This is a genomic window from Paenibacillus sp. FSL M7-0134 (assembly GCF_038007865.1).
Classification (GTDB): Bacteria; Bacillota; Bacilli; order Paenibacillales; family Paenibacillaceae; genus Paenibacillus; species Paenibacillus polymyxa_B.
Genome location: NZ_JBBOXV010000001.1, coordinates 874,713 through 888,166 on the forward strand (window position 1 = coordinate 874,713; position 13,454 = coordinate 888,166).

Annotated in this window: 9 protein-coding genes; 4 read left to right on the plus strand and 5 right to left on the minus strand. The window is 46.5% G+C overall.

Annotation, left to right across the window (positions count from 1 at the left end; translation table 11 throughout):
• Window positions 1-80: 80 nt before the first annotated feature.
• On the minus strand, window positions 81-1,769 hold the full coding sequence (locus NSQ58_RS03770) for a methyl-accepting chemotaxis protein (RefSeq protein WP_071558052.1): 1,689 nt from the start codon (window positions 1,767-1,769) through the stop codon (window positions 81-83).
• A 327-nt stretch (window positions 1,770-2,096) separates the two neighbouring features.
• Between NSQ58_RS03770 and NSQ58_RS03775 the strand changes: the two genes are divergently transcribed.
• Entirely contained in the window at window positions 2,097-3,299 is a 1,203-nt protein-coding gene (locus NSQ58_RS03775) for a GTP-binding protein (protein WP_081047510.1), read from the plus strand.
• 59 nt (window positions 3,300-3,358) lie between these two features.
• Here the strand turns inward: NSQ58_RS03775 and lepB are convergent, their stop codons facing one another.
• A complete protein-coding gene (lepB, locus tag NSQ58_RS03780; RefSeq protein ID WP_341056925.1) occupies window positions 3,359-3,979 on the minus strand; it encodes a signal peptidase I in 621 nt (206 codons plus the stop codon).
• Between the two features lie 331 nt (window positions 3,980-4,310).
• Here lepB and NSQ58_RS03785 point away from each other — a divergent pair, with 331 nt between their 5' ends.
• The 3 genes from NSQ58_RS03785 to NSQ58_RS03795 all read left to right on the plus strand — a co-directional run bounded on the left by NSQ58_RS03785 (window position 4,311) and on the right by NSQ58_RS03795 (window position 8,486).
• On the plus strand, window positions 4,311-5,663 hold the full coding sequence (locus NSQ58_RS03785; protein ID WP_341056926.1) for a right-handed parallel beta-helix repeat-containing protein: 1,353 nt from the start codon (window positions 4,311-4,313) through the stop codon (window positions 5,661-5,663).
• 113 nt (window positions 5,664-5,776) lie between these two features.
• Complete coding sequence (locus NSQ58_RS03790; protein WP_013312587.1) at window positions 5,777-7,309, plus strand: MFS transporter; 1,533 nt, start codon at window positions 5,777-5,779, stop codon at window positions 7,307-7,309.
• Window positions 7,310-7,358: 49 nt separating this feature from the next.
• Entirely contained in the window at window positions 7,359-8,486 is a 1,128-nt protein-coding gene (locus tag NSQ58_RS03795; RefSeq protein WP_023990952.1) for a glycoside hydrolase family 88/105 protein, read from the plus strand.
• 77 nt (window positions 8,487-8,563) lie between these two features.
• Here NSQ58_RS03795 and NSQ58_RS03800 read toward each other — a convergent pair whose 3' ends face one another.
• The 3 genes from NSQ58_RS03800 to NSQ58_RS03810 all read right to left on the minus strand — a co-directional run bounded on the left by NSQ58_RS03800 (window position 8,564) and on the right by NSQ58_RS03810 (window position 13,299).
• Complete coding sequence (locus NSQ58_RS03800; protein WP_028540861.1) at window positions 8,564-9,520, minus strand: polysaccharide deacetylase family protein; 957 nt, start codon at window positions 9,518-9,520, stop codon at window positions 8,564-8,566.
• A gap of 194 nt (window positions 9,521-9,714) precedes the next feature.
• On the minus strand, window positions 9,715-11,673 hold the full coding sequence (locus tag NSQ58_RS03805; protein WP_023990954.1) for an acyltransferase family protein: 1,959 nt from the start codon (window positions 11,671-11,673) through the stop codon (window positions 9,715-9,717).
• 276 nt (window positions 11,674-11,949) lie between these two features.
• Window positions 11,950-13,299 (minus strand): sodium-dependent transporter, encoded by a 1,350-nt coding sequence (locus NSQ58_RS03810; RefSeq protein WP_013312591.1) that lies wholly within the window; start codon window positions 13,297-13,299, stop codon window positions 11,950-11,952.
• Window positions 13,300-13,454: the final 155 nt, after the last annotated feature.

Consider the following 13,454-nt stretch of genomic DNA (forward strand, 5'->3'; position numbering starts at 1 on the left):
AAAAAAAGAGGACTTGCGTGTTGTTCGCGCAAGTCCTCTTGTCTTCGTGATATCCATCATGGGCTTCTGTACAGTATTCATTAAGCCTTAAACTGGCCTAGCGCTTTCAGCATCTCTTCCATAGCAAGCTGTAGGTCAGCAGAGCAGGTATTTAGACGGTTAATCTCTTCCATCTGGTCAGAGGCTGCAACCGATACTTCCTGTGAGCCGCCGCTCGTCCTGCGGGCGATGACAATAATTTCAGTAGCAGAAGCGGTAACTTCCTGCACACCTGCTGACATTTGTTCTGCGGTTGCTGCCATGCTTTCGATCCGTTCCGCAATGTGAGTGCTTCTTTCTACGATATGTTCGAAGCTGTCATGTGTCTTGTTCATCATCCGCAGCCCGCTGTCCACATGCGTTACCACATGTCCAATCGCTTCTGCCGAGCGCTGTACATCTCCATCAATGTTTTGGATAAGCTGCGCCACTTGGCGGGAGGCTATTCCCGATTGATCTGCTAGCTTCCGCACCTCGGATGCTACAACCTCGAATCCTCGTCCCTGCTCACCTGCGCGAGCAGCTTCAATAGAGGCATTCAGCGCCAGCAGTCCCGTCTGTTCAGATATTTCCTGAATAACCCGCATGATTCCGGTGATTTCACCTGATTGACGGTGAAGCGCTTGAATCAGAGCCTCCGTATGCTGGATGGACGAATGCAGCTCCCCCATCTGTTCCACCGTGAGGCGCGCCGTTTCCGCTCCTGCCTCCGCCTGTTGCTTGGAGTAGATAGCAGCTTCCGCAATCTCTGAGGCATTTTCCGCGACATTCTGAATGCCCTGAGCCATCTCTTCCATCGCCGTCTGATTTTCCAACACGCTTCGGGTCTGCGCTCCGGCTCCGTCTGCAACCTGCCGGATGGTGTCTGCAATCCTATTGGCCTGCCTGGTCGATGCTTCAGCAATGACGGCAAGCCGCCCCGTTGAATCGGCTACCGCTCCACAAGCATGCATGCCCTCGGAAATCAAAATGCTCAAATTTTCTCGCATTTCATTATAGTTGACACTCAGCCGCCCAAGCTCATCTCCACTCCGGTCAAGCAGGACAGAAGTAAAATCTCCCTGACCTGCCTTGGCGAGCGCTTGGCCTACACGGCCCAGCCTGCGGTTTACCCTGCTCATGTACCAGAGAATCACGGCTAGCGACACCGCAATAGCAATTACAATTACAATCATAAACTGGCGGATAAACCCGCTAATGATCCCGTCAATGATCGATTGCGATGCACCTACATACAGAATGCCAATCACAGCACCGTCCGCACTGCGGATGGGTGTGTACGCAGCTTGATACGTTTTGCCAACTACTACCGCTTGACCATAATAGGGCTGACCCTGCTTTAAGACAACGGTAGCCACCTTCTCCCATACTTTCGTGCCTACAGCGCGTTTGCCCTCCAGCATGACATTCGTCGCTACCCGTTGCTCCCCTTGAAAGAAAGTCACTGTATCGCCTGTTGCCTCGCCAATTTCATCGACGATTTCCTCATTATTGTTAATCCGTTGGCTCCCCTTATATAATTGCCCGTCCTTGATCTTCCATGCCCCGCTATATTTGTAGTCCACCAGGCGGGTTGCCATATTCAAGTCATTTTTAGCCTTTTCGGTAGCAAAAGCCTCAATACCCTCCTGCATTCGGCTAGTAGCCACATAAGCGATCACGACAGACAACACTATCAAAATGCCGATCACCATACCACTAATTTTTGTGCCTATTCCTATTGTCCGCATGTATTGGATACGTCCTCTCTAATCTGACGCCATGCCGTCACAACTCTATACAACTTAAGCCGAATCTGTTCCATCATGGATACTTATTTTATCGTACAAATTACCTAAAATTTTAATTATTTATCGATTTGAAAATTAATACAGTTCTTATCAGGTGATCTTACCTTCCTTGACAATTCCTCTTAATAATGATTTACTAATTTTACTATTCGTAATTATTACGATTAAAGAAAGACAAAGAAAGCACGTCTGCTTTCCTATCTCGCATGATAACCACTACACCACATTCGACATTTCATGATACTTTCGAAGGGAAGAGTGATTACGTTGGCAAACGCTATGGAATTGGAAAAGAAAATACCGGTCACGGTACTAAGCGGGTACCTCGGCTCCGGCAAAACCACACTGCTGAACCATGTGCTGAATAACCGGGAAGGCTTGCGGGTAGCCGTCATTGTCAATGATATGAGTGAGGTAAACATTGATGCTGATCTCGTTCGTGACGGTGGAGGATTATCTCGTGTGGATGAGAAGCTGGTGGAAATGTCCAACGGTTGCATCTGCTGTACCCTGCGGGAAGATTTATTAAAAGAGGTAGAACGACTGGCACTCGACAAAAGGTTTGACTATATCCTTATCGAGTCCACGGGTATAGGTGAGCCCATTCCGGTAGCCCAGACCTTCAGTTATGTAGATGAGGAAAATGGAATTGATTTGACCAAGCTGACCCGACTGGATACTATGGTCACCGTCGTGAATGCACCGGAATTTTGGAAAGACTTCTACTCTAGGGACTCCCTCAGGGATCGCGGACAGGAAGTGGCAGAAGAGGATGCACGCGGCATCGTTGATCTGCTCATAGAACAGGTGGAATTTTGTGATGTGCTGATCATTAACAAATGCGATCTGGTATCCCCAGAGGAGCTGGAACGATTGGAAAAAGCGTTACGCGGCATTCAACCAAACGCCAAAATCATCCGTTCCGAGTACGGTAAGGTGGACCCAAAAGAGATTTTGAACACGCATCGCTTCGATTTTGAAACAGCTAGTCAGGCGGCAGGCTGGATACAGGAAATGAACAAAGAAGAGCACGTACCGGAGACAGAAGAATATGGCATTGCTTCGTTTGTGTACAAGCGCAAAATCCCATTTCATCCCGAACGTTTGTTGAAATGGCTGGCTCAATGGCCTGCTGAGGTTGTACGTTCCAAGGGATTGGTGTGGCTCGCCACGCAGAACCGCACTGCTTTTACATTCAGTCAGGCGGGTAGCTCCAAACAATTCGCACGCGCAGGACTGTGGGTATCTGCTTTGACTGAAGAAGAACGCGAATACTATCTTGGCGAAGATTTCGAAAAGACACCTGACTGGGACGAAAAGTATGGTGACCGGGTGACCAAACTCGTATTTATTGGTATCGATATGAACCGGGAAGAAATCGAGCGCACTCTGGATGAGACACTGCTGACCCCTGAAGAAATGGAGCAGGATTGGCGCAAGCTGCCTGACCCGTTTACGAAAAAAATATAATGAGGTTATAAAATAAAAGCGCCTTAAGTGAGGAATCTCCCCTCTTAGGCGCTCTTATATTATTTATGCTTAACCCATTGCGAGCTATCCACCGGCCAAAAAATCACATCCGCACGGCCAACGATATCTTTAATAGAAACAAAGCCAATAGCACGACTATCCCTACTATTATTGCGGTGGTCGCCCATCACAAAAATATAACCCTCAGGTACCTTGGAATCGGTTATGGTTCCATTTGGAAAATCAACATTGTTATATAGTTCTCCCTTGGCGTGCGCATTCTGAATAGCTCCCTGAATGTATGGCTCCTCTACTTTCTTACCGTTCACATAAAGATGATCGCCTTGATACTGAATCGTATCCCCAGCCACTCCGATAACACGCTTAATAAAGTCTTTTTGTTCCTTTTTCACATGGAATACAACAACCTCACTCGGCTTGGGATCACGAAAATCATAAATCATCTTGTTCACGACCACTCGTTCATCTGTCTTGAAATTCGGTTCCATGGACGCTCCCTCAACAATAAATGGCGCAAATAATAGCCAACGTATAATGAACACGAGCACAATGGCTACAATAATGGCTTTAAGCCAATCGATCATCTCATTTTTCACTCGTGGCTGCTTTTCCTGCAATTGTTCGACAGTTGAATCCGTCAAATGATTTCCACTCTCCATGCACTAAACCCACCCTTTCTCACAGTTTTCATTCCTATTATATGTATAATGTTTAAGTATAATCAAATTTTCCCAGTCTGGCAAAATTGCATTTTTAGTTGAAACAAAAGTGTGAACTTTTTTTCACAATATCAAAAAAACAGTAAAAAACTGTTGATGCAAACGTTAACATATATTACACTGTGCATATACTTCTTAGAGCGTTTTGGACTAATGGTAGATCAATCTGTCCCCCCAGGAGGTGTCCTGTTTTTAGTGGAAAGACAGCATGAGTCACTTTTATAGATGCTATCTTCTTTTAAAATATGAGCTCAAATAAGGAGGAAATTACATGTTTAAACGAAATGATCGTCCAAAAAACGGATTTAACGCTCTAAGGCTCGGTGTTTCTTTTGTTTTCGCTTCTTCTTGTCTTATTGGAACCGCTTACGCAGATACGTCATCCAACGACATCCCTTCTTCTGCACTCACAGAAGAGGCAGTTAGTACAACCGACGCAACAGCTGTCTCCACAACGTTAGCGGCAGGAGATTTGTATGTGTCGCCAAATGGTAACGTGTCCAATCCGGGTACAATATCCAGTCCTACCACGCTCGAAGCAGCACTTACACAAATTGCTCCTGGTAAAACTATTTATCTGCGCGGTGGTAACTACACTTACTCCTCAACGATTACAATTCAGCGTGAAAACAGCGGCAATAACGGCTCACTCAAAGGGTTGGTCGCTTACGGTAGTGAAAAGCCGGTACTTGATTTCTCTGCTCAAGCCTTTGGTTCAGCCAATCGTGGACTTCAGCTTAACGGAGACTTTTGGCTAGTAAAGGGCCTTGAAGTAAAGGGTGCCGGAGATAATGGTATCTATATCGGCGGCAGCAATAACCGAATCGAAAACGTGGAAACCCACCACAACCGGGATACTGGACTCCAGCTTGGACGTTACTCGCCTAACGCTTCCACTAGTGAGTGGCCTTCGAACAATTTGATTTTGAATTCTTACTCTCACGATAACGCTGATCCCGATAATGGTGAGGATGCCGATGGCTTCGCGGCTAAATTAACTGTAGGATCAGGCAATGTGTTTGATAACTGCTTGGCTGCGTACAACGTAGACGATGGCTGGGATTTGTATAGCAAAACCGAAACGGGTCCCATCGGCGAAGTAACCATTTTGAACAGTGTGGCCCACCACAACGGGCAGACCTCAGATGGAACGTCTACCGCGAACAGCGACGGCAACGGCTTTAAGCTGGGTGGAGACAAAATCAAAGTCAACCATATTGTGAAAAACAGTATTGCTTTCCAGAACAAAAAACACGGCTTCACCTACAATAGCAACCCCGGCAGCATTACGTTGACCAATAATACTTCGTGGGACAATGGACAAAGTAATTTTGCTTTTGACAAGGGTGATCACGTGTTCATAAACAATCTTTCCTTTGAGGGAAGCGCTAGTGACAAAACAAGCGGTACAGATCAAGACAACTCTAGCGTTTGGTGGAAAAACAAAAAATCGACAAATGCCAAAGGTCTGGTAGTCAGTGCAGACGACTTTGTTAGTCTCACGCCTGCTATCACTCGAAGTGCAGACGGTTCCATCCAGCTAGGTGATTTCCTTAAGCTGGCCAAAGGAAGCGATCTGATCGGCTCGGGAACACCGAGCGGCACTAATATAGGGGCACGCTAAACGCCCCTTCCAACTCAGGACGCCCTGGCCCATCTACCAACTTAGACAATTCTGCATAATATAGCGACCGGTGATTGTCCTCATAACCAGACAAAATATGAGGTGAACAGATCATGGAACGAAGAATCACACTGAAACATACACTCGCCTATGGAAGCGGTAACATGCTGGGAAGTGGCGCACTTGCTATTAGCGGTGCGTGGTTAATGTACTTTTATACAACCTTTTGCGGACTGTCTCCCGTTCAGGCCGCGGCCATTTTCTCTGTTGCCAGCATCATAGATGCAGTCAGCAATCCGATCATGGGCTTTATCAGCGATAACTTTCACCGGACCCGCTTGGGCCGTAAATTCGGCAGACGACGCTTTTTCATCATGATGGGTATCCCGCTGATGCTCGTGTATCCGATGCTTTGGGTAGATGGGTTGGGCTTCTGGTATTACCTGAGTACGTACGTACTGTTTGAACTGGTGTATACCTCTGTCATGGTGCCGTATGAAGCACTAGCGTCAGAGATGACCCGAGATTTCGGCGCACGCTCCAGATTGACCGGATGGAAGGCCATGTTTGGCAAAATCGCCAATTTTGCGGCTGCTTTTATCCCTGGTCGTTTTATTGCTGAGTATGGCAAAGACTCTCCATTGCCTTTCTTTTATACCGGTCTCGTTTTTGCAGCTATTCTGCTGATTGCGATGGCATTCTTGTATAAAAACTCCTGGGAACGTCCAAGTGAGGAACTGCAAAAGGAACTGGAAGGTGAAGCTCCGCTTTCCTTTATAGATTCGATGAAAAAGTTGTTTGTCGACATTTCCTCTACCTTCCGAGTCAAGACGTTCCGTCATCATCTCGGGATGTACCTGGGCGGCTTTTCAGCTGAGTGGCTGTTTACTTCTGCTTTTACGTACTTTATTGTCTTCTCCTTGTTCCAAAGCTCGGAGATGGTATCCAATTTGAACAGCTTTAACTCTGTCATTCAATTGATTTCTACCTATTTCTTCATCCAATTCTGTGTGCGTAAAGGGTTCCGTATGCCTTTTATCGCCGCACTCGTTGTCGTTTGCTTCAGCGTAGCAGGTTATGGCCTGCTCTATATAACGGGAGCCTCTAATACGATGGTATGGCTATATGTCATCACACTGTTCATGGGACTTGGTACAGGGGGCGTCTACTACATCCCTTGGAATCAATACACGTTCCTTGCCGATGTGGATGAAGCGTTGACTGGCCGTCGCCGGGAAGGTATTTATGCAGGTATGATGACTTTTGCCGGAAAAATGGTGCGGGCCGTTGTCGTCTTCATTCTCGGCTGGGTGTTACAGCATTTTGGCTTTGTATCCGGGGCTGATAGTCAGCCAGTCGCTGCTCAGCACGCCATCTTTTATGTACTCGTGGTCGGTACCATCGTTCTCGCGATCATCGGTATGATTGCTTCTGTCGTGATGAAGCTGGATATTGACAGCCACAAGAAGCTGATCGCCGAAATTGACCGCCTCAAAAACGGTGGCTCCATGAAATCAGCCAAACCGGAAGCACGAAAGGTATTCGAGGAACTGACAGGTTTCCATTACGATCGGTGCTGGGGCAACAATAATGTGGGCTTTAAGAACAAACCTGTTGACCCTAAAACACACACTCCGTCTATGTAATAACAATAACAAATACAGATTAAACATTTACTAAAGAGGTGACTGTATCATGGCAAATCCAACATCACAACCAACAACCAGTCCTACAAAAACAGATTCTTGGGCAGTACGTATGAGCGATTCCGTTCTACAACGGAGTCCAGAATTTTACGAAAAATGGGAATATGACCACGGCGTCATTTACAGAGGTCTGGAATGGGTTGGCGAACTGACAGGCGATCCCAAGTATATGGAATATATAAAGAAACATATGGATCATTTTGTTGACGAAAATGGCGTTATTCAGCGCTATAAAGTAGATGAGTACAATATTGACCATGTGAATAACGGCAAACTGCTCTTCTCTCTGTATCGTGCTACAGGAGATGAACGATATAAGAAGGCTGCCTACCAATTACGCAGTCAGCTGGAAAAACACCCGCGCACAAGCGAAGGCGCATTCTGGCATAAGCAAATTTATCCGTATCAAATTTGGCTCGACGGCTTGTACATGGGTGCCCCGTTCTACGCTGAATTTATCCGTGAATTCGGAGATCCGTCAGAGTTTGACGATGTGACCCTGCAATTCAAGCTCTGCTATGAACATACACGTGATCCTAAAACAGGCCTGCTCTACCATGCCTGGGATGAGAAAGGTGAGCAGCATTGGTGCAACCCGGAAACAGGCTGCTCCAAAAATTTCTGGGGACGCTCGATGGGTTGGTTCGTTATGGCACTCGTTGACGTGCTGGACTATATTCCAGAGGATCATGCAGACCGTCCCGTCCTGATTGATATGCTGACGGAAACACTGGAAGCCCTGCTGAAAGTGCGTGATAAAGAAAGTGGTGTCTTTTATCAAGTGCTCAACCTGGGCCATGTGAAAGGCAACTATCTGGAAGCCTCTGCTTCCTGCATGATTCTCTATGCTATTGCCAAGGGCGTTCGCAAAGGCTATCTGCCAGAGCAATATCGTCAAGAGGCAGAAATTATCCGTAAGGGAATTATCGATGAATTTATCACGATTACTGAAGAAGGACTCGTGAATCTGAACAAAACGGTGCAAGTAAGCGGTTTGGGTGGTAAAGATCGTCGGGATGGCACCTTCGCTTACTATATCAGCGAGCCGATTATAACCAACGATCCCAAAGGTATCGGAGCTTTCATTCAGGCGATGGGTGAAGCAGAACGCATCTAAACACGCGAAGTATAAACCTTAATTGCAAAAAGGACGGTGGCCATCAGCCCCGTCCTTTTCTTACATATAAACATATCCTACTTCATAACCTTAAACTCATATCCCTGTTTCTTTAGGAATTCTATAATTTGAGGCAACGCTTTTGCGGTTTCTTCTTTACCATAGGTGTCATGCATGAGTATGATTGCTTTTTCACGACCTTTGACTGACCTTATAAACTGGTTGATTAGTGCCGGTGCCTTCTTGGATTTCCCCTCTGCATCCTTCGTTAATACATTCCAATCTACCTGATGATAGTCCTTTTGATGTAAAACTTTATCCAAAGCAGCCATCCCCTGTGGATCTCTGCTATTCCATGTCATGTGGCCCCCCGGAAACCGGATCATTCTTGTGGTGAACTCTGGCCCCAGAATACTTTTTAACACCTTATTGTTCCTCTCAATATCCTGCATAACATGGTCCGTGCTTACCCGCTTGTTAGGATATAAATACTTATAATTATGAGAGTACGTGTGGTTTCCTATCGCATGACCTTCTTTAACAATTCTTTTGATAATGTTCCTGGTATGTTCATTTTCATCGGCTTCTTTTCCTACGATAAAAAAGGTTGCCTTGACCTTCTGTTTTTTCAGAATGTCTAATATTTTAGGTGTTACCGTCACGGATGGACCATCATCAAAGGATAAGTAGGCCACTTTTTTACCATCGGCTCCATCGGGCATCTGCCCTAGCATTTGCTGTTTTAAATATTTTTCGACAAAGGCACCATCTTCTACTTCGGGGTCGCTTTTTGGAGAGACTGCTTTACCATTTGCTCCCCCATTTACTTTACCTTTTGATGAGTCCTTGGATACGGAATCTGTTTTTTTAGCAAGCTCCTGTGTTGGCGCATGCGTTTTGTTATCTGAGACCTTTATCGCAATGAAAGTAATACAGCCTGCCACAAATAATATAATAGCAAGTAAAATTAGTCTTTTTCTGTTCCTCTTCAAGCGGTGTTCTCTTGTCCTACTATGTGAATAGCCCTTTTCCATTAGCTTATGTACCTCCCACTAAAATAAGAAAAACCACCGGATCAGGGTTGATGTACACACCTTAGAATGGACATGGGAAAACCCTTAGGTTTAGCCGATGAAAATTTAGGGATGCACTTCAACCAGAGGACAACCTACTCCTGGTGGCTTTCTTGTCTTGCATTTGCATAATTTATGAGTATCATTGCAGTTTATTACGATTGCTTCGTTAAGGCCTGAGCCAACAAGGACGCATAAGCTTTAGCACCACTAGGTTTTAAATGTACTCCGTCATGCTCGAAATATGAATTTTTACCAGAGCTAGCTGCATACCAGTCAATCATTGTAATTCGCGGGTCCTGCAACGCTGCTTCGGCAAGATGCTTGTTCACAATACTCTCCCACGGCCGAGGCACACGGGTATTCACGAGTATAATATGCTTCGTATCCTTCAGACTGGCCAGCAAATTCGCTAACTGATCCTTGGTGAAAGCGCCGTTCGTGCCCAGCTCAATAATAACTGTCTTACCCAGCTGTCCGTTCTGTCTTAGCTGCTCCAGTACGGCAGGCGCCTCCGCCATCTGACGGCCGATCCGTCCATCTACAACAGCTCCCGGGAAGGAATCCTGAATGTACGACTGTACATCCAACATGACAGAGTCTCCAATGGCGGTCACACTCGACCCATCACCTGTAATAGGCGTAGCTTTTTTGGGTTTGTCCGAAGGTTCCGACGGTTTCGTAACATCGTCCGTAGTACCAGCCTGGACCGCCGTGTTTTTAGGCGTCTGGGCTTGAGACGGGACTGGGATCTGCACCTTGCTGCCCTCGGACCCTTGCAGCTTGATGGCTTTGGGCTCCTTGGAAGCCACGGATACCGTTCCGTGAAGCGGCGGCATCGCTTTTGCCTTTGCGACTGGCTTCTCATCACTTGATGCCGCCTGAATCGTTGCGTCAGGAGACGCCACGTACAGGTGGACGGTACCCACGAGAATACCTGCAAAAAGCACAGCCGCTGTAGTTGTAGGCATCCATCTCCACCGCGCCTGTCTACGAACCGCTGAACGGATTTCTGTGATCCAGTGGCGGAATCCTCCACGGCGAATCGGCTCCTCGATATATTTAAATGAGAGAGACGCCAGCAATACGGTAGCTAGCAATTGTAAAATGATACGCATCACATGCACGCCATCGGTATCTACTTGAGGCGTCGTTAGCGTAATAACCGGAACATGCCACAGATACAGTCCATAGGAACGGGCTCCAATCCAGCGTAGCGGCTTGATTCCAAGGAGACGACCAAGGTGGCTTACCGGATGTGCCAACGCTGCGACCACAATAGCAGTGACCAAAGCTATGCCCAGCAGGCCGCCCCGGTACAGAGATGGGTCATATTCATTCGAGGCCCACGCCCAGTGACAAAGCAGCAGCAAGCTTATTGCACCGATGCTGTCCAGAAGCATACGCGCCTTAGGAGAAGCTTGCTCTTTCAGTTTGCCGCTTGGCCATACCAAGGCCAGCGCCGCACCGATCAGCAGAGCAAATCCGCGCGTATCCGTGCCATAATACACCCGGCTCGGGTCGCTTCCTGGTACGTAAATCACTGCCATCAGGAGTGCAGATATTAACGCCAGACAAGTCACCCAGCCTGCGAGCACAATACGCTTGGGCATGAATTTTAGCCCAAGCGCCAGCAGTAAAGGCCATAAGATATAAAACTGCTCCTCCACCGCCAGCGACCACAGATGCCCGAGCGGAGAAGGTGGGCCGAAACTTTCAAAATACGAAACCTGATGGAAGATAAACCACCAATTGCTCATATACACCAATGCGGCAGGTACATCTCCGCGCAAGGCCGTTAGCCGTGACGGATCGAAAAGCAACGAGCACAGGACAATGACAGCCACAACCGTCAACATGGCAGGCAGCAACCTTCTGGCACGACGCAACCAGAAATCTTTCATTTTAAAACTATGATATGTATCCCACTGACTCACCAAAATATCTGTAATCAGATACCCCGACAAAGTAAAAAACACGCCTACACCCAACAAACCACCCGGCAACCAATCCGGATTCAGATGATACACAATGACTGCGATGACCGCCAGCGCTCTTAATCCATCCAAACCTGGCATATAACGACGTTGTGACGGCAATTGTTTAGACTTCATTTCAGCCGCCGTCCTTCTTGCAAATTCAAGCTCCCTGTCTGTTTCAATGCTCTTCTGCCCTTTCCCTCTCCTGCACATCGTCTGTGCGATGCCCTGTAGCCTTTTCATTCATTATATAAAACTTCATAATCGTAATGATTTCAATGAAGTTAAAATTAATGACAATGTTTTTATTATATCATTCCTTTCCACAGTTAGGTAACCACTGATAGATATACAAAAAAAGGCATCTCTTCCCTTAGGAAGAAAATGCCTTTTTATTAGTATTCTATGCTCTTAAAATTTGATGATACCTGAGGTATGAAGGAAGACCAACAACATCAGGATCGGTGCAACATACCGGAGACCGAATAACCACACGTTGAACCAGAAGGGTTTGATGTTCGCATGCTCAGCCGCAGTCTTCCAGTAATAACCTGTGAATATAACAATCAACAAACCGCCTAACGGTAAGAAGATGTTGGAAGCGGTGAAGTCTACGAAATCAAAGAATGATTTATCCCCCACTTTTAATTCCGGCACCAGGCCCATGGACAATGCAGAAGGGACGCCCAGCATCAAGCACAGGACCGATACGACGATAACAGAGCGAACCCGGCTCCAACGCATACGCTCCATGACATAGGCTACTGGAACTTCCAGCAAGGATACCATAGAACCTAATGCAGCAACCGCCAGCAGTACAAAGAACAAACCGCCGAAGAATGCACCAAAAGGCATTGCCGAGAAAGCAGCCGGTAAAGCAATGAAAACCAGAGATGGTCCTTGAGCTGGGTTAATTCCGAAGGAGAAGGTTGTAGGGAAAATAATCATACCTGCGATAAACGCATAGATTAAATCTCCGCCACCAACTGCCAGCATGGCTCCACCCAGCGATTGACGGCGATCCACGTACGCACCGTACGTGATCATAATTCCCATCCCCAGTGAGAGTGAGAAGAAGGCATGTCCCAAAGCAACCAATGCAGACTCTATACTTAGCTTAGAGAAGTCGGGATTCAGAAAGAAGGATACGCCCGCACCAGAGCCTGGCAGCATAAGAGCGTTAATCATCAACACGAGCAACAGGATGACCTTGGCAGGAATCAAAATTTTATTGAACTTTTCAATCCCGTTTGATACCCCAAGAGTAACCACGACTGCTGTAAATGCAAAAACAACTAACAACCAAACCAACGGCGCATACCCGGAGGAAAAAGAAGCGAACTGTCCAGCAAAATCATTATTTGAAAACAGATTTCCGCTAAATGCCTCTACGGCATAATGCAGTGTCCAGCCTCCTACAATGGCATAGAACGATAAGATAACAAAAGGCACGATAACAAACATAATGCTCATCTTGCCCCAAATCGGGTGACCGCCTACTTTTACCATTGCAGAAGCAGCACTTCCTCGACCTGCACGACCAAGCGCAAGCTCTGCTAAAAGTACAGGCAAACCAACAAGCAACAGGCAGACAATAAACAATAAGAAAAATGCAGCTCCGCCATATTGTCCTGTAATATACGGAAATTTCCATATGTTACCTAGTCCTGCCGCACTCCCGATCGCCGCCAATATGAATCCAGCAGACGAGAAGCGTTCATTTTTATCAGACAGGCTATTCTGCCCCTTGCTCAAATTCATTATATCCCCCTCATTCTCTCTACTTACGCATAAACATGAGCATGCGCACATAAATAATTTTTACTCATTATAGCGTAAGTAGGATGTAAGGTCATGCATAATTTTTCACTATTACCGGATTTATTTTCATAATGTTCCGTATCTACAAAATACAA